The 15,684-nt window shown below is 61.3% G+C and carries 16 protein-coding genes; 15 read left to right on the top strand and 1 reads right to left on the bottom strand.

What is annotated here, in order from left to right:
* Positions 1-65: 65 nt before the first annotated feature.
* The 5 genes from WDB66_RS13335 (at position 66) to WDB66_RS13315 (ending at position 5,097) form a co-directional block, all read left to right on the top strand.
* A complete protein-coding gene (locus WDB66_RS13335) occupies positions 66-896 on the top strand; it encodes a GTPase (RefSeq protein ID WP_339399094.1) in 831 nt (276 codons plus the stop codon).
* Positions 896-1,066, top strand: coding sequence for a hypothetical protein (locus WDB66_RS13330; RefSeq protein ID WP_339399093.1), 171 nt, complete (start codon positions 896-898; stop codon positions 1,064-1,066). Before WDB66_RS13335 ends, WDB66_RS13330 begins: the two co-directional genes overlap by 1 nt.
* A 196-nt stretch (positions 1,067-1,262) precedes the next feature.
* On the top strand, positions 1,263-1,910 hold the full coding sequence (locus tag WDB66_RS13325) for a hypothetical protein (protein WP_339399092.1): 648 nt from the start codon (positions 1,263-1,265) through the stop codon (positions 1,908-1,910).
* 207 nt (positions 1,911-2,117) lie between these two features.
* On the top strand, positions 2,118-2,741 hold the full coding sequence (locus tag WDB66_RS13320; RefSeq protein ID WP_339399091.1) for a hypothetical protein: 624 nt from the start codon (positions 2,118-2,120) through the stop codon (positions 2,739-2,741).
* A 10-nt stretch (positions 2,742-2,751) separates the two neighbouring features.
* Positions 2,752-5,097: a helicase-related protein gene (locus tag WDB66_RS13315; RefSeq protein ID WP_339399090.1), complete on the top strand. Its 2,346-nt coding sequence runs from the start codon at positions 2,752-2,754 to the stop codon at positions 5,095-5,097.
* Positions 5,098-5,144: 47 nt separating this feature from the next.
* On the opposite strand, the gene WDB66_RS13310 is transcribed toward WDB66_RS13315, so the two are convergent.
* On the bottom strand, positions 5,145-7,676 hold the full coding sequence (locus WDB66_RS13310; protein WP_339399089.1) for a TraI domain-containing protein: 2,532 nt from the start codon (positions 7,674-7,676) through the stop codon (positions 5,145-5,147).
* A 456-nt stretch (positions 7,677-8,132) separates the two neighbouring features.
* On the opposite strand from WDB66_RS13310, the gene pilL2 reads away from it, so the two are divergent.
* The 10 genes from pilL2 to WDB66_RS13260 all read left to right on the top strand — a co-directional run bounded on the left by pilL2 (position 8,133) and on the right by WDB66_RS13260 (position 15,682).
* On the top strand, positions 8,133-8,534 hold the full coding sequence (pilL2, locus tag WDB66_RS13305; protein WP_339399088.1) for a PFGI-1 class ICE element type IV pilus protein PilL2: 402 nt from the start codon (positions 8,133-8,135) through the stop codon (positions 8,532-8,534).
* Between the two features lie 188 nt (positions 8,535-8,722).
* The gene (locus WDB66_RS13300; protein WP_339399087.1) at positions 8,723-9,430 is read left to right on the top strand and encodes a hypothetical protein; all 708 of its coding nucleotides are present in this window, start codon (positions 8,723-8,725) and stop codon (positions 9,428-9,430) included.
* Positions 9,431-9,508: 78 nt separating this feature from the next.
* Positions 9,509-9,838 carry a hypothetical protein gene (locus WDB66_RS13295; RefSeq protein ID WP_339399086.1) on the top strand — a complete coding sequence of 110 codons (330 nt, stop codon included), beginning with the start codon at positions 9,509-9,511 and terminating at the stop codon, positions 9,836-9,838.
* 3 nt (positions 9,839-9,841) lie between these two features.
* Positions 9,842-10,093 (top strand): hypothetical protein, encoded by a 252-nt coding sequence (locus tag WDB66_RS13290; RefSeq protein WP_339399085.1) that lies wholly within the window; start codon positions 9,842-9,844, stop codon positions 10,091-10,093.
* Positions 10,090-10,947, top strand: a complete 858-nt coding sequence (locus WDB66_RS13285; protein ID WP_339399084.1) for a TIGR03759 family integrating conjugative element protein — start codon at positions 10,090-10,092, stop codon at positions 10,945-10,947. The genes WDB66_RS13290 and WDB66_RS13285 overlap by 4 nt, the downstream gene beginning before the upstream one ends.
* Positions 10,944-11,477, top strand: a complete 534-nt coding sequence (locus tag WDB66_RS13280) for a transglycosylase SLT domain-containing protein (RefSeq protein ID WP_339399083.1) — start codon at positions 10,944-10,946, stop codon at positions 11,475-11,477. Before WDB66_RS13285 ends, WDB66_RS13280 begins: the two co-directional genes overlap by 4 nt.
* Entirely contained in the window at positions 11,474-12,067 is a 594-nt protein-coding gene (locus WDB66_RS13275; protein ID WP_339399082.1) for a PFL_4695 family integrating conjugative element protein, read from the top strand. Before WDB66_RS13280 ends, WDB66_RS13275 begins: the two co-directional genes overlap by 4 nt.
* Positions 12,064-12,639, top strand: coding sequence for a hypothetical protein (locus tag WDB66_RS13270; protein WP_339399081.1), 576 nt, complete (start codon positions 12,064-12,066; stop codon positions 12,637-12,639). The genes WDB66_RS13275 and WDB66_RS13270 overlap by 4 nt, the downstream gene beginning before the upstream one ends.
* Entirely contained in the window at positions 12,636-15,008 is a 2,373-nt protein-coding gene (gene traD, locus WDB66_RS13265) for a type IV conjugative transfer system coupling protein TraD (RefSeq protein ID WP_339399080.1), read from the top strand. Before WDB66_RS13270 ends, traD begins: the two co-directional genes overlap by 4 nt.
* Positions 15,005-15,682: an IncC plasmid conjugative DNA transfer DtrJ family protein gene (locus tag WDB66_RS13260; RefSeq protein ID WP_339399079.1), complete on the top strand. Its 678-nt coding sequence runs from the start codon at positions 15,005-15,007 to the stop codon at positions 15,680-15,682. The genes traD and WDB66_RS13260 overlap by 4 nt, the downstream gene beginning before the upstream one ends.
* The last annotated feature ends 2 nt before the right edge of the window (positions 15,683-15,684 follow it).

The following is a 15,684-nucleotide window of genomic DNA, read 5'->3' as shown; positions in this document are numbered from 1 at the left end:
GCCGGTCCCGTCCCCATCACCGGCAAGCGCATAAGCGCTGGGGACATTCTTGAAAGGAAAAAGCCATGGATCGCGCTTCTGCGAAACAGTACGTGCACGGTGTCGTGCACGCGTTCGTCCCGAGCAATGCTCGGAAGTACAATTTCGGTTACATCAACCCGATGGAGCCGGCCCAAAACACGCTGGGGTTCTTCATTGACCCCAGGCCGATGGAGGGCACGGTGGTGGCCTTCGATGACTTGCTTCTGGTCAAGACCGGGCGCATCCAATTCATCGGTGTCCCGGCCAGCATTCTGAGGGGAGATGAGTTGCCCCAGGTGGGTGACAAGGTCCAGATCGTGCCTTATGCCCGTCGCAAGTTTGATGGGCGCAGGTTTGATGAGCCGAATGTCGAAACCCGGACCATGCCGGACGGCACGCAGTACGAGGTCAAGACGCTGGTCATCGGTGGTGGTCATCTGGAGTTTCCGCTGGAAACCAAGCCCACCTGTCCTGAGCTTGCGGAGATGATCCGTCAGATGACGGTGTTGCCGGCGCCTGGCTCTGATTGTGGCTATCGCAGGATCGTCCACATGATCGCCGATGCCGGTGGCAAGGACTTCCGGTTGGTGGATCCGGTGCCTGAGAAGATCATCGAAACCCCTCCTGAACTGAGCTTCCACGTGTCAACGGCCATGTTCCAGGGCCGCGTGGCGGTGCGTTACAACCGAGGCTCCGATACCTACGAAGTGCACGCCGATAGCGACCATGCCGGTCGTGATCCGATTCGGATTGAAGATGTGCACTTCATCGAGCTGGGTGAGGTCTTCGAGCGCATCTTCGATGATGGCTCCTGGGCCTATGTCACCGTCAACATCACCAAGAGGGCGCGTCGGCCGCGTGCCAAGGCCCACTGATGGGTAGTCAGCTGTACCACATTGACGTGGTGAACACCGACATGGATCGCCGCGTTCGGCAGACCGCCTATCCCATGACCCGGCGCGAGTGCGAGGTCATGGCCAGCAAGATGACGCCATACACCTGGCGGAAGATCGAGCTGGTTCCGGTGCCTGATCCCATCCACTGAGCGCGCTTTACGTGCTCACTCACCAAGCCCCCATTCGGGGGCTTTTTCATGTGCGCGAGCCGGTCCGGTGCCGGCGCCGTCGCGTGCATGGAAAAGCCTCTGTAGGCACACGCATTGCCCATCGGGCGATCGCCGGTCCCGCCCCCATCACCGGCAAGCGCACAAGCGCTGGGGGCATTATTGAGAGGAAATAGCCATGATCTTGGATGTTGATGTCATCTGCGGTGGTGCTGAAAGCGGTGATTCATGTGTCACCCAAAGGCGGCGCGCTCAGAGCTTCGGGCCGCAACCGGTTGAGCACTACCTGATCCGGAAATCCGCCTCCAACTCGGTATCGGTGCGCCCGCCTGTCGGGAAGCGATTCAGTGAAGAGCAATGGGCTGCGATCCGTGAGTGGATTGTAGCCACAGGTCGTTGGACTGCGATTCGGCATCCAGGTGAGCAAAGCCTGCTTGCCATTGCCTACCACCATGGAGCGCTGTGGTCAGAGTTTCCATCTTCTAGCTTCGTATCGAAGAAGAAGAAGGCGGAGGCCGCTGCCTTGGCTGAGAGCGATCGCGTGAAAAAAGCCATACAGGAGGAAACCGCCAGCCTGCTTCAAACACAGGCCGGGAAATGGGTTCGAGGCTACATTGGCGAAGATCTGCTCGGTGACTACAACGCGGCGCGATTGGCAGATGCCATTTCGGCAACTGATCCCAGCAAACGCCAGCTTCGATCGTTCCTGTTGAACTGGCAGGTGGGCGAGAAGTTGAAGGCCGATGGCCTGCCCGAAGATGTTGTTGACACAAAGGGGCTGGTTTCCTGGTTGCGTCAACGGATGCTCAACGAACTGGCTGTTTGACAAGCCCAGTTTTTCAGATTGCTCCACCAAGCCCCCATCCGGGGGCTTTTTCATGTGCGCTTGCCGGCCAGGTGCCGGCGTCAGCGCGTGCATGAAAAAGCCTCTGCAAGGCACACGCATTGCCCATCGGGCGATCGCCGGTCCCGTCCCCATCACCGGCAAGCGCACAAGCGCTGGGGACGTTTTCCCAAACCAGAGGTGCTTCCAATGTCCTTCTATTCCCTTCCAGACGCCCGTGGCGTCTTCTGCGACGCTGCGGTCATGACGACCGATGGCGTTCTCGTGTTTGCCTCGCTGTGGGGCCGCGATACGGTCATCCAGGGTTTGCTGGGCAACCTGCAACTGCCCTTGGTTGATGGTGGCCTGAATCGTATCCGGCTGGCCCGGACCGACTCTGACCAGCCGCTGGCGCCCGAGTGGATTCAGGGCGGCGCTCGCTTGCCCAATGTGGATCTGTACGACAAGACCACAGGCCGATATCCCAAGCAACCTGGGGATTCGGTCGTAGGTTCACTGGTCCACCTGTTCCTCTTCCACAAAGACGTGCAGGACCAAGGCTGTGGGTACGTACTGACCAAGGACTCCACGACTGATGGCCAGTCGCTGCTGTGGCAGCGCTTCAAGCAAATGCAAACCCTGCCGCTGCTCGATGACTGGCAGCAGATCGTCATGGATGAGCTGCATCAGGCTGGAACCATCCAGCCACTGACGTGCGTGGGAAATGTGCGCGGTTGGCACATCAACTTCGCCGATCAGGATGCATTCGACGCTCACATCACTTCGCTGCTCAGGGCCAACACCCTGCCCCTTCCTTCTCGCAACTCCCTGTAGGAGACGTTCCATGAGCATTTCCACCCTGCCGCTTCGCGGCACCACCCGCCAGGTTCCCGACTTCATCCAAGCCGGGGACAAGGACGTGGCTCTGGCTGATTTCATCAGCCACTTTCGCTCCGGTCTGCTCCACCAGATCGGTCAATCCACACCGGTCCAGTACCAGGGTCCGAATCGTTCGCGGGATCAGGTCATGGATGGCCTCAAGCGCACGCCCTTCCCCAAGCAGCGTGAGCGCGTGCAGGCCATGGCCACGCACTTGCTCGACTTCAACTCGCCGTTCGCGGTGCTGAACGCTGAAATGGGCACCGGCAAGACCATGATGTCGATCTGCCTGGCTGCCGTTCTGGAAGCCGAAGGCATCCGCCGGCATCTGGTGCTCTCTCCGCCACACCTGGTTTACAAGTGGCGGCGCGAGATCCTGGACACCATTCCCGGTGCCAGGGTCTGGGTGCTCAACGGCCCTGATTGCATCGCCAAGCTCCTGGCCTTCCGCGAAGCTCTCAAGAGCAAGCGGCGCGTCGTGGGTGAGGTGGATCCCCCCGAGTTCTTCATCATGGGGCGGGTCCGGATGCGCATGGGCTTTCACTGGCGAGTTGCCGCCACATCCCGCAAGGAACTTGTCCGTCAGGAATCCACGGATGGCACCGGCAAGGTACACGTCCACCAGTTCACCAAGGTGGTCGCTGCCTGCCCTGACTGTGGAAGCATCGTCCGGGATGAGGAAAAGCACAGCGTCGGCTATGACAGCTTCATGTCACTGCAACGCAAGGCAACCTGCACATCCTGCAAGGCCAGGCTCTGGACGCTCATGCGGCCAGGTGGCAAGCAGGCCAATCCGGATGACTCGGTACGCAAGGCACTCCTGGAACTGCCCACCATCGGTCCCAAGCGCGCTGACGCGCTCTTGAGGATGTTCGGTGCCAAGTTCCTTGGCAGCATGCTGGAGGACAACATCTACGAGTTCACCAACCTGCTCGATGAGGATGGCGATTTCGTGTTTACCCAGCGGCAATCCGAACGCATGGAACGCGCCCTGAGCAAGATGGAGTTTTCGCTCAACGGCGGGGCGCCGTATCAGCCGACCGAGTTCGTCAAACGCTACCTGCCCAAGGGATCGTTCGGCTCGCTCATCGTGGATGAAGGCCATGAGTACAAGGCAAGCAACAGTGCTCAGGCCCAGGCGTTCGGTGTGCTGGCCAGCCAGATCAAGAAGGTCATCCTTCTGACTGGCACCCTCATGGGTGGCTATGCCGATGACCTGTTCTATCTGCTGATGCGGGGCATGCCCAGCACGATGATCGCAGACGGGTTCCGCTTCAACGCCCAGGGCAGCATGGCTACTGCGGCCATGGCTTTCATGCAGCGGTACGGGGTGCTGAAGACGGTCTACCGGGACAAGCAAGGCGAAGGCGATGACTTCAAGACCGCAAAGGGATCCAAGAAAACGGTCAATGTCTCGCGGGCACCGGGGTTCAGTCCGGCTGCCATCGCACGCTACCTGCTCCCGCACACCGCCTTCCTGAAGCTCAAAGAGATCGGCGGCAATGTGCTGCCGGCCTATCAGGAAGACCTGGTGGAGGTGGAAATGGACTTTGCCATGCGTGCCAAGTACACCGAGATGCAGAACAAACTTGTGGATGCTCTCAGGGAGGCCCTTCGTCGCGGTGACCGCAGCTTGCTGGGTGTGGTCGCCAACGCGCTGCTGCGTTGGCCGGAGACGTGTTTCGAGTCGGAAATCATCAAGCATCCGCAAAGCAGGGACACCCTCATGGTCCTGCCTTCGATGTTTGGTGAGGATGAGGTCACGCCCAAGGAAGAGGCACTGATCGAGCTGGTCAGGACCGAACGGGCCAAGGGACGCAAGACCCTGATCTACACGGCCTACTCCGACAGTCGCGACACCACCACACGGTTGCGGAGGATCCTCAAGGATGCAGGGTTCAATGCGGCCGTACTGAAGGCCAACGTCCCCACGCATAAGCGCGAGGACTGGATTGCCGAAAAGGTGGACTCGGGTATCGACTGCCTGATCTGCAACCCCGAGCTGGTCAAGACGGGGCTGGATCTGCTGGAGTTCCCCACCATCGCCTTCATGTCGACGGGCTTTTCTACCTTCACCGTGCTTCAAGCCGCACGTCGATCCTGGCGTATCGGCCAGAAGGAGGATGTCCGCGTCGTGTTCTTCGGCTACACCGACAGTGCACAAACCCGGTGCCTGAAGCTGATGAGCAAGAAGATCCAGGTGTCCCAAAGCACTGCCGGCGAAATGCCGGAAACAGGGCTGTCGGATCTGGATGAAGACGATGGCGATTCCATCGAAATGGCGCTGGCCAAGGAACTGGTCGGCACGTGACCGCAAGCCCCCTCACCGAAAGGTGCGGGGGCTTTTTTTTGCCCGCGCTACTTCAGTCCCAGCAAATCCATCGCGTCAGGCTTCTTGGCGGCAGGCTCTGGCGCCTTCCCGCCCTTCCCCTTGCCCTTCTTCGGGCGCGGCTCTGGTTGTGGTGCAGGCTTGCGCGGCGGCTGACTGGTCCCCTTGCGTGCCGCCCGGGCCTGCGCCAGCTCTTCAGGCGTGGAGCGCTTCAACAGCGGGTTGGCCACCCAGCGCATGCCCGCTGGCAAGATCAAGGCGCCCGCCTCCGGAGACAGCATCACCAGGTTCAGGCCACTGGTCTTGGGCGCATCCGGCTCACCGGTGTCGATGCGATACGTGAAGACGTTTTGCCCCGGAGCAAGACCGTTGTGAACCGCCCACCGCGATCCGCGCAGGATGTTCTGGAGCATCAAGTCATCGGCATACGACCCCTGAGCATCTTCACCATCGGGAAGCACATACTCGCCCTCACCAAAGGCATACGGCCGGGCCTTCAAGAACTCACGGACCGCCTTGGGCGTCACCAGCCCCAGACACTGAGGAAGCTCAGCAGCTCCATGGATCAAGGCCGTGCGCGTGTTCATCTCGATCACCTCGCCGGCCGGAATCTCACCAGAAGCATCAGGCACACGACTCAGGCACTCACGCAACCACTCAAAGAACGCACGCATGATCGGTGGATCCACGTCCTGGTCCGCACTGCGCAGATAGTCACCGTGCTGGTTCAACGGCGCCCACTTGGTATCACCACCTGGTTCAGCAACAGCTTCAACAGACCCAGAAGCATCGGTTGCCCCAACAGGCTCTTGTTGTTCCACAACAGCAGCAGCTTCCATTGCCCCAGATGCAGGCTCTTCATCGGCCAGCGCGGCCGGCGCCGCTTGGCCAGAAGCCGTGGGCACAGGATCATCTGCCACAGATGATGCGGGTCCGGCCGCAACTGGTGCCGGTGCCTGCACAGCATCTTCATCGTCGGATGGTTCCGGATCCGCTGCCTGCCGCAAGAACGCCAGCGCAGCCGCCTCAGCATCGCTGATGCCCTCATGGTCAGGCGCCACCGCCGGCACCCGAGGATCTGCACTGGCTGCCCCAACGGGTGCTTGCGCGGGCGACGGCGGTGGCTGCACTGGCGCAGCTACCGGAGCGGCAGCCGGCACCGCAGGTTCAATGCTCGATGCCCCAACAGGTACTGCGGTTGAAGGTGCCGGCGTCGCGGTGCCCGTCACGTTGACACTTGCAGCTGACACCGGCTTGCGCGTGGTCTGCGCCAACACGTGTTCCTGCGGCAACGAGGGCGACACCACTTCGACCGTGCCATCGAACTGGCCAGGACGGTTCTTCAACGGAAACACCTGGTCAATCGGGAAGACCAACACCGTGAACTTCTCAACAACCGTGTGACCATCCGCCGTCTGTACCTTGATCGAAAACACCCCACGGCGACGGCCAGCACCATCGTCGTAAGACAAGGCAACGCCGGCATCGGTCAGCTTGGTCACCGTCCCCGGTGCAGACTCCGGAAGGCCCTGCACGCCGGCATCCACCAACGCGGTGTGAAGGTCGTTCATCACCGTGGATCGCACAAAGATGTAAGCCCCCACCACCCACGCATCCGAACCGCCCGTCTGGGTTGCACCCTTGGCCGCTCGACCGTTCACCACCCAATCACGCGCCAGCTCGCGCAAGGCCATCGCAGCGCGCTTGTAGACCGGCATCTTCACGCCAGACTCGGATACCGTTGCCCCAGGCAGTGCGCCACCTACGTTGCGGGCCGCAGACTGACCATCAGCCTCACGGCAGATCTCGCCAATCACACCGCAGTTGAACTGATCGCCATAAAGCCAGGCGCTGAGCTGACTCAACGCCTCCGGGCACTGGTTGAGCCAGGCACAGCCAGCCGAAGGCAACAGCCGGCCCAGCATGAGTTGAGCCACACGGTTGTGGAACTCGTAGTCAGCACCCTCCACCCATGAAAACGCATACTCGGTTGCCCCAAGGGAATGAAGGCTCTCACCCCAAACGGACACCTTGTCGTGCCAACGGCCACCCACCTTGGCACGCAGCTGGAACCGCGCAAGCGGACGCCCCGCGTCATGGCCCAACGCGCCCACAAACACGGCATAGGTCCAGATCAACGCCTCACGGCTGACACGCTCCGGCTCTGCGCCAAGCGGCAGGCGCAGGGAAGTGCGTTTCGCCATCGCGTTCTCGATCACTTCCAGCGTGTGTTCCAGCTGCCCCAAGGGGCCAGCATGGTGATGGGTCTGAGACGCCGGCAGGAACTGCACCCGCTCAGCAAAGGCAGCGATCGGATGAACATAGAACTGCTCGAACTGGTCCCGCGTCACCTTGGATGACTTGAACAAGCGATCCTCGATCTGCGGCCACCGGGGAAGAAGCTCCAGCAGCTCGCGCCCACTCAACACCGGGTGCGTTGGCGATCGGGCAATCTCCTCCAAGGAAACACGCGGGCGCTTGGGCGCAGACGCCGGCACCGGGGTGGCCGGTGGTGCCGAAGCGGGACCAGGACGGAACGTCTTGAGCAGCTTGTCGAACATCGGGATGTGACCTCGTTTTCGTGTGGCGCAACGGGCTTCCTTTGCCCCTCCTTTGCTCCACCCTATTGGCTGTACCTCTTGGCGCAGCCGGCTTTTATACCTGTTAAGGCCCGCCAGGGCCTGTTACCTGTTAGGGCTTTTCAGACGTGGCCCCCGCGCTATCCAGCGGGGGCCACTCCTTTTCGATAAGCCCTCTTCCCCTTTCCCTCTTCTTGCCCTCTCCCCTCTTACGGAGCCGCTCACGGCTCCGCGCTCCTGGGCTTTGCTTGCGTCCTTTCTTGCCAATCCTTTGCCGGGGACTCGTCCGGAGTGTACCTTCTGGTGTTGGAAATGTGCGGAATCCGCGCGAACAGGGTTCCAAACGGAAAACAATTCGGTATAGTAGCGCCACAGGAATGGCGGCAACGCCGAACGAAATCACCAACTGCAAGGGGTTCCACGACGATGCAACGCTTGATGTCATTGGCTTTGGCCACCGTGATCGGAGTCGCCGGGTACGCAGTGCCCGAGGTGGCCGAAGCAAGCCGCTACGCAAGGGTGGCGCCCAACAAGCTCACAACCGCCCAACGTGCACCGCTGCGCGCCATGGTCGATATCTCGTTCCCGCGTGGAACCGTCACCACGGTTGGACAGGCCGTGAACGTCGCGCTGGCTGGTAGCGGCTATCAGCTGGCACAGCCTGACTACCAGGCGCACACCCTGTTTCAGTTGCCGCTGCCCGAGGTCCATCGTCAGTTCACGCAAATCGAACTGGCTGCCCTGCTGGTGGCCCTCGGGCAGCCGGGCTACGAGCTCTTGGTGGATGACGTGAACCGCCTCGTCAGCTACCGCCGCTACACCGGCTCTCCCACGGAGTGACCTGCCGTGAACCTGGGGGGGATTCCACAGCAACCGTTTGCAGCCGCTTCGTCGGTTGCTGGCGGGCCGATTGAATCGGTAATCAGCGTTGCGGCAAAGGGAATGCCGTGGCTGGCGGTCGCTGTGGTGGTCATCGTGGCCAGCACCCAGGTTGGCAGGTTGGTTGCACGCTGGTGGAGGTGCAGGCGATGAGCCGGTTCACAGTGGATCAGCAGCGAAACCCGCTGTTGCTGGTTCTTGCCATCCTTGTTCTCGCGCTTTTTGCATACAGCGTGTTGACGCATGGCGGCAGATCGAACACCCCCTCGTTGACCGACGCAATTGCTGCCCCCAAAGGTGGCAATGGTCTTTTTTTCGGTGCCATGGAGGGTGCCGACCTTTTTGAGGGTGAGGCAAAGGCCACCGCCCAGACTGCCGGCGTAAGCGATACCCAGATCCATTCCTCTTCATCATCCGCAAGCAGCCTGGCTGCTCTCCAGTTGGAGCTGGAGGCCCTTCGCAATGAAGTGCGCCAGATTCAGGCCGAGCTTGCTGATGCCCGTCTACGGCTGCGCGAGATTGAGGCCCCCTTCGCTCCTTCACCCCCTCGGAGCGACCTCGATCAGCAGCCCACGGCTGGCACTGGAACTCCCCAACCAGTGCCAGCCGGCCTTATCAAACAGCCCACCCCTCACTTCGCCCTTAACGGGGTTCGCAAAGTGCAGGGAAATGCGCAGGCCCAGATCACCATCAAAGATGCCCCAGACGCTGGTTCAGCACTGATCACAGCGGGTGAATACGTGCTGCTGCCCAACGGCGATCACAGCCCGTGGATGCTGCTGGATGTCGATGTCGTAACCCGCAGTGCGACGTTTCTCCGGGTCGGTCGAACCATAACTGTTTATGTGGAGGAATAGCGGAAAGCTATTAGTTTTTTGGTGGGCCATCTAACCAAACACCCAACAACAGCGCACAAGGCGCATAAGGAAAGCACCATGAATATCAATATCTTCGGCAAGGCAATGATCTTCGTTTTCGGATTCGCTCTCATCAATGGAGCAACGGCCGCAGATCCGGGTCTGACGGATCAGGTGGCCAGTGCAGGCAACGCACAAGTCGTCACTCCCCAGGTGCATGTGAACAAGGGCGAAAGTGTTGTTACAGCCAGTGAGATTCTGCCGGGAATGGGCGCCTCCACATCTGTTGCTGCAAGTGCAAGCGCCGGTGCGAAATCGGGTTCTTCGGCCAGTTTGTTCTGGGTCACCCTGGGTCAATACATCCCGGCAATCAAGATTCTGATTGCGGTGGTCCCCGGCCAGGAGTAATCCATGTTTCCCTTGTTCCCGCGTCTGGCTCTTGGCGTCGTCGCACTGGTTGCGCTGTCAGGGTGTGGCCTGTTTCAACCGCGTACCGTGATAGTAGAGCGCCAGGTTGAAATGTGCTCGCCCGTCGCTTCGCCATACACCTCCTACGGCTCTGAAATCCACTTCCAAAGCCTTGCCCCAGCGGTGCCGGCAACTGCCGACTATCCACCACTGGAGCAGGACGGGCAGGACCAGAACAAGGATGAGCTGGAATGAGGCAGGTGCTCTCCATCGTTCTGACGGTGGCTGCTTTTGCAGCCACCGCTGCCGGCGCGCAGCAGGTTGAACCTGATGCGCTGCGCAGGAGCCAGGCGCAGCAGTCCCAGCAGGTCGGCACCGTCATCCATTCCTCGCAGATCGACCGATCGCAGTGGGCCTCGCTCACCGAGGCCGATTGGGAGCGTTACGACGACATCATGAAGGGGCCGCGCCGGTTCTGGTCGCCTGGTGTGGACCCGCTCACCGTGTTGGGCGCCGAAGCGCGGTCAGATGCAGAGCGCATGCGTTACGCGGAAATGCTTGTGGAGCAAGAGCGTGATCGCGCCGAGAAGGAACTCGCCTTTACCCGCGCCTATGGTGATGCGTGGATTCGTATGTACGGCGATGAAAAGCTGCTGGATCCAGTGCGCCTGGGCATCGAGCAGGTCATCCCGTTCGACATGACTGATCGCATCGCGATCTTCATGGACACCACATGCGTTGCCTGCACCAACATCATCCAGCAAGTCCTGCCACACCTTCAGCGGGCGCCATGGCCCGGACTGGATATCTACTTTGCCGACAAGGAAGAAGAGCGCATCCAGAACTGGACCGCTGCTGCCGGTATCCCCTACGACATGGTGGAGTCCGGCCGCGTCACCATCAACTTCGAGGAAGGGATCCTCGCGCAGCTCCAGGGCACCGACATGCCCAGCTATCCGGTTGCCTATCGCCGTCGAGGGGACAGCTTCTCGCCGGTTGAAATGAGCTACCTGCTGAGGGCTGATCTTTACACCACGCACGACGCGGCGCCCGCTACGGGTACTGCTGGTGGTGGTTTTCTCGATCGCATCAGGAGCTTGATCCCATGATCAGGCTCACCCTTCATGCAGCTTGTTCGGTGCTGTTCGCACTGACTGTTGCAGGCACGTCCATGGCAAAGGAGGCGATTCCGCCTGCCTACGTCAGCATCGCTGACGAACACGGCGTGCCGGCGAACCTGCTGTATGCCATTGCCAAAACCGAATCCAATGCCGGGTTCTCCGGCAAGCCGTGGCCATGGACGCTGAACGTCCGTGGGGCGCCGCTGTACTTCCAGACCCGCAAGCACGCGGTCGACTATCTGGAGCAGGAAATCGCGGCCGGTGAAGATCGCATCGCCATTGGCTTGATGCAGATCTACTGGCGCTACCACGGCGATGCCATCGGCTCGGCCGATCTGGCCATCGACCCCGTTTTCAACGTGGCCTATGGCGCCTCGTTCCTTCGCTCGCTCTTTGAGCGCCACGGCGATTGGGCCGTGGCCACTGCCTGCTATCACCACTGCGACAGGAAGAAGCCGCGCCTGGGCGACGACTACGCCCAGCTGGTTGCCAATCGTCTCGGGAGGATCCAGCCGTGATCGCCCGCATCCTCATTTCCGCTTTGATCGGCGGCAGCACGCTCGTCGTGGTCATGGACGCCTCTACGGCTACTACGCTGCCGCCGATCACCCATCTGCAAGTGATCCACGATACCGGTGAGGGAATCCCGGTACACGCCTTTGTGGGGCCGGCGCTCAAGCGCCTGGAGGAATCCAACGCACAGGCTCGCCGGACTGAGCCTGTGACCCAGCCGCCGCCGTTGGAGCAAATGCTGAAGCTGCCGCTCGTATCCCGGATGACGCCGGGACAGCAGCCGCATACCGCGCTGCCTGAGCAAACCGCAAAAGCCATGACCCAAGGCATGTTCGTGGTCGGGGCCGACGAAGCCTCACAAGCATGGTTGGTCCAGAACGAAGAGTGGCTGTTCCAGCGCAACTCCGTGGGCTACCTGGTCCAGGCCGAAACGCTCCTGGACGTAGACCGCATGCTCGAAGCCGCAGGCCGGCTCCCGCTCACGGTCCTGAATCTGGATGCGTTGGTGGATGAACTCAGATTGGTCCACTACCCCGCTGCCCTCACGGCGCAGGGAATCAGTTTCAACACCAGTGACCTGGAGCCGCGCAAATGAATGCCGATCACGACGCCATCCGTCGCATGCACCTGCTCGGAGAAGCCATCGGCCCGCACGCCGGCATCGCCCACGGCTGGGCTGAATACGTGTGGTCCATCCTCAATGCCGTTGGGTCTGCCATGGTCCATCTGGAAGACCCCATCGAGCACGACCGGTTGTGCCAGTACGTGGACAACCCGGATCCGCTGATCAAGCGGTATGCGAACAAGCTCATTCATTCGGCACTCGATGACGGTCTGATCCAGCTGCCCGAAGACTGGCCGCTCACCATGCGAAAGCTGCTGTGCAACCCGATGCCGGGCCGCAAGTTCGATCCCTGGATGTGGAAGCGCGATACCGAAGCCTGCTGGCTGGTGCTGCTGGTAACCGGCGAGCTGCGCGACGTGTTCCCGAACGCCACCCGCAACCTGGTAGCTCGCACCAGCGGTGCGTCGCTGTTCGGTCACTACATGCTCGGGCGCGGCTGGTCCAGCCTGCCGGCGAACAGGTCGCCTGAATTCGTGGCAGAAAGCGCACTGGAGTGGATCACCTGCATCAATGCCCAGATGCGCGGAGCGCAAGCGGCATGAGTACCGGTCCGCTGGAAGCCCTGTTGCGCCCCCCGGTCGAGATGTATTCCTCGATCGTGGCGGCATCGGCTGCCAGCTTCATGCTGATCGCCCCCGAGCGCCTGATGATGGTGCCCACCGTGGCCTACGGTGGCGCAGCCGTCATCGGCGGACTGGCGCTGTCGCGCCTGCGTGATGCGCACCGGATCCGCAAGTATCAGCGCGGCCTGCGAAAGCTCCCCTACTGGTCACTGGCGCCTGACCAGATCCCGGTGTCTGATCGCTATCTGTTCCTGGGCAATGGCTTCCGCTGGACCGGCACCCATACGCAGCGCCTGTACGACGCGATGCTGCCGGACAACCTCAAATACTCGGAGCCTTCCAGGCTCTACCAGCGCGCTCGCGATTTTGAGGTGAAGCATGAGCGCAACCCCATGGCCAAGGGGCTCATCAAAGCCTTGCAGGCTCAGCGCTGGGCCATGCTGCCGAACCCGGTGGCGCCCCTGCCCGATATCGGCGGCACGCCAGCTATCCACGGCGTGGGCCTGCTGGAGGGCGAGGCGCCGGTTCACCAGGCCCTGGGCGAGCGAGTTGCGCACACCATCGTGATCGGCACCACTCGCGTGGGCAAAACCCGCATGGCCGAGGTGCTGATCAATCAGGACATCCGGCGCGGCGATTGCGTGATCGTGATCGACCCCAAGGGTGACGCCGAGCTGCTCAGAAGCTGCTACGTCGCTGCCGTGCTGGCTGGACGTGCCAAGGACTTCCACATGATGCACCTGGGGTTCCCTGAGCACTCGGTGCGATACAACCCCATTGGCGACTATGCCCGCATCACCGAAGTCGCCACCCGCGTGGCGCGCCAACTCCCTGGTGAAGGCCAGTCAGCCACGTTTCGCGAGTTCGTATGGGGTTACGTCAACGGCATCGCCAAGGCCATGGACTACCTGGGCATGCGGGCGACCTACAAGTCGCTGGAAACCTACGCGATCAACATCGACCCGCTGGTGGCTCAGTACGCCGAAGCCGTCATTGTCGATGCGCAGGAAAAGAAACTCATCAATCTGCCTTCCGAATGGCGAGAGCAGCTGAAAGAGTTTGCCCATGCGCGTACCGACGATGGTAAAGCGTTCCTGATGAAGGTGTCGCGGGCGCAGCAGGAGCGCAACCGCTACACCGTGGCGCTGGCGAAGATGGCGATGGGCGAGTCGGACATCTACATCTTCCGGGGCTTGAAGAACCTGATTTCCGGGACGGCAGGCGAAGCCCTGTTCGGGCTGTTTGAATATGACCCGTCTTACTACAGCAAGCTCACCGCCTCGCTGTTGCCCTTCCTCGCAAAACTCACCACCGGCAAAGTGGCCGAAATCCTGGCGCCGGACTATTCCGATGCCAGCGACACCCGTCCGGTGCTGGATTGGCTGAGTTTCATCCGTCAGAACGGCATCATCTACATCGGCCTGGATGCCCTGTCAGATCCGGACGTGGCAGCCGTGGTCGGCTCCACCATGTTCAGCGATCTGGTGTCCACCCTGGGCCGGGTCTACAAGCACGGCTACCACGAAGGGCTGCCGGATAACGGCAAGCCTATCCAGCGTTTCATCCGCCTGCATGCCGATGAGTTCTCGGATCTGATCCGTGAAGACTTCATTCCACTGCTTAACAAGGGCGGTGGCGCCGGCTCCGTGGACAAGGGTGGCTTCTCTGCCACCGTCTACACGCAAACGCTGTCGGACATCGTGGCAAGGCTGGGGGATGTGAACAAGGCGGGCCAGACCCTGGGCAACCTCAACACGGTGGTCATGCTGCGCGTCAAGGAGCCGAAGACGGCGGAGTACCTGACCGAACAGCTGCCGAAAGTCACTGTCAAAACCACGATGCTGGTGTCCGGGTCGCAAGACAATCCGGACGGCGATTCGGACGTGACGTTCCGTTCCGGTCAGGAGCTGCGCATCACCAGCACCGAAGTGCCGATGGTGTCGGTGGATTCGCTGATCAATCTGCCCAAGGGGCAGGCGTTCGTCCTGAAGGATGGTGGCTCGCTCCACAAGATCCGGCTGCCGCTGGCCACCAACGCAAAGGTCGATATCCCGTCCTCGATCGAAGGCATGGCAAAAGCCATGGCCGACAACTACCGCTCCGAAGGCGCAGACGAATGGGCCAGGCACACCCCCGTCTGGGAAAAGGTGTTCCGCGATGCGACAGCCGCGCAGACCCTGCTGGACGCCAACACCGTCATGCCCTCGCAGTCCCCAGGGGATTGGTATGCGCCGGAGCACGGACAGGCAGGCGGGCAGGACGCTGCCGGTGGAGACGACCCAGATGGAGCGCCGCTGGCTGGTCTGGACATCTACGGCCAGAACGACGATCACGGTGGGGGCGCATGAGTACGCAGACCTCCAGCGCCCAGATCAGGCCATTGAGCAGCTACCCGTTCTATGTGCGGGCGCTGTTCGGCTCGATCAGCTTGTGGGCGTTTCTCATCATCGCCTGCGTGGGCAGCATCGGCCTGGAGTGGGCCGGACTGGCGCTGGACTTCTGGGATGCCGGCCACTCCCAGCAGCAGGTGGCCGATGAGCTGGACTTCCTCTCGCGCTACGCCGATGACCGGTTCATGCGCATTGCGGGCGTCCTGACCGACTGGATCTATCACATCTGCTGGTACTGGTCGCCGGTGGGCTGGACCGTGATGCTGTTTGACATGCTGGTCGATGCGCCCCTCTGGGTGCAGATGAGCGATTCAGCACGCGAGTCGGTGCAGGTGGTGACCCTGCGCATCGTCATTTCCATCTTCACCCTGCCCGCTTTCGCCCTGGTCGCATGTGTGTCCCTGATCGAGGGCCTGGTCAGGCGTGAAATCCGCAAACACTCCGGTGGCGCGGAGTCGTCGCTGATCTTCCATTTTGCAAAGCGAAACGTGAAGCCATGGCTCATCACGCCGTGGGTCTTCTATCTGGCAAACCCGTTCACTGTGCACCCGAACTGGATTTTCATTCCGTGCCTGATCCTGTTCGGTATTTCCATTGCCATCACGGCGTCCACGTTCAAGAAGGTACTTTAATC

Source organism: Denitratimonas organivorans, assembly GCF_037478135.1.
GTDB lineage: Bacteria > Pseudomonadota > Gammaproteobacteria > Xanthomonadales > Xanthomonadaceae > Denitratimonas.
Note: the sequence above shows the minus strand (reverse complement) of the source record. Positions and strands in the feature narration are given on the sequence as shown.

Excerpts from the sequence above, each read along its gene's own strand:
- WDB66_RS13270 (WP_339399081.1), top strand. The coding sequence starts at position 12,064 with ATGAATGCCGATCACGACGCCATCCGTCGCATGCACCTGCTCGGAGAA.
- WDB66_RS13290 (WP_339399085.1), top strand. The coding sequence starts at position 9,842 with ATGTTTCCCTTGTTCCCGCGTCTGGCTCTTGGCGTCGTCGCACTGGTT.
- WDB66_RS13295 (WP_339399086.1), top strand. The coding sequence starts at position 9,509 with ATGAATATCAATATCTTCGGCAAGGCAATGATCTTCGTTTTCGGATTC.
- WDB66_RS13300 (WP_339399087.1), top strand. The coding sequence starts at position 8,723 with ATGAGCCGGTTCACAGTGGATCAGCAGCGAAACCCGCTGTTGCTGGTT.
- WDB66_RS13325 (WP_339399092.1), top strand. The coding sequence starts at position 1,263 with ATGATCTTGGATGTTGATGTCATCTGCGGTGGTGCTGAAAGCGGTGAT.
- WDB66_RS13315 (WP_339399090.1), top strand. The coding sequence starts at position 2,752 with ATGAGCATTTCCACCCTGCCGCTTCGCGGCACCACCCGCCAGGTTCCC.
- WDB66_RS13335 (WP_339399094.1), top strand. The coding sequence starts at position 66 with ATGGATCGCGCTTCTGCGAAACAGTACGTGCACGGTGTCGTGCACGCG.
- WDB66_RS13320 (WP_339399091.1), top strand. The coding sequence starts at position 2,118 with ATGTCCTTCTATTCCCTTCCAGACGCCCGTGGCGTCTTCTGCGACGCT.
- WDB66_RS13285 (WP_339399084.1), top strand. The coding sequence starts at position 10,090 with ATGAGGCAGGTGCTCTCCATCGTTCTGACGGTGGCTGCTTTTGCAGCC.
- traD (WP_339399080.1), top strand. The coding sequence starts at position 12,636 with ATGAGTACCGGTCCGCTGGAAGCCCTGTTGCGCCCCCCGGTCGAGATG.
- WDB66_RS13310 (WP_339399089.1), bottom strand. The coding sequence starts at position 7,676 with ATGTTCGACAAGCTGCTCAAGACGTTCCGTCCTGGTCCCGCTTCGGCA.
- pilL2 (WP_339399088.1), top strand. The coding sequence starts at position 8,133 with ATGTCATTGGCTTTGGCCACCGTGATCGGAGTCGCCGGGTACGCAGTG.
- WDB66_RS13280 (WP_339399083.1), top strand. The coding sequence starts at position 10,944 with ATGATCAGGCTCACCCTTCATGCAGCTTGTTCGGTGCTGTTCGCACTG.
- WDB66_RS13330 (WP_339399093.1), top strand. The coding sequence starts at position 896 with ATGGGTAGTCAGCTGTACCACATTGACGTGGTGAACACCGACATGGAT.
- WDB66_RS13260 (WP_339399079.1), top strand. The coding sequence starts at position 15,005 with ATGAGTACGCAGACCTCCAGCGCCCAGATCAGGCCATTGAGCAGCTAC.